This is a genomic window from Vibrio sp. 811 (genome assembly GCF_033339195.1).
The window spans coordinates 1-532 of record NZ_JAWOUB010000884.1; the positions used below are offsets into that span (position 1 = coordinate 1).

Annotated in this window: 1 protein-coding gene; it reads left to right on the forward strand. The window is 46.2% G+C overall.

The genetic code is table 11. The features are described from left to right. On the forward strand, nucleotides 1–475 hold a 475-nt coding region (locus R7Q46_RS29935), incomplete at its 5' end, for an N-6 DNA methylase (protein ID WP_318078687.1). Nucleotides 476–532 lie beyond the last annotated feature (57 nt).

The following is a 532-nucleotide window of genomic DNA, read 5'->3' on the forward strand; positions in this document are numbered from 1 at the left end:
AATGCTGACGGAAGAGTGTAACCTGCACACGATTGTTCGCTTACCTAATGGCGTGTTCAACCCATACACAGGTATTAAGACCAACATTCTGTTCTTTACCAAAGGCCAACCAACCAAAGAAGTGTGGTTCTATGAGCACCCTTACCCAGAAGGCGTGAAGAACTACAGCAAAACCAAACCGATGAAGTTTGAGGAGTTCCAGCAAGAGATCGATTGGTGGGGTAACGAGGCCGATGGGTTCGCTAGCCGTATCGAGACCAAGCAAGCTTGGAAAGTGTCGATTGAGGATATTATCGAGCGCAACTTTAACCTTGATATTAAAAACCCGTATCAGGACGAAGTCGTCAGCCATGATCCTGAAGAGTTGCTGGCGAACTATCAGCAGCAACAACAAGACATCAAAGCACTGCGTGACCAACTGAAAGGCATTCTCGGCGATGCTCTTAGCTCTACTGTGAAAAGTGGAGAACAATAATGGCAGTCGAAAATCTAATCACCGAGCATATTGATGTTTGGACGTCGGCAGTAAAGA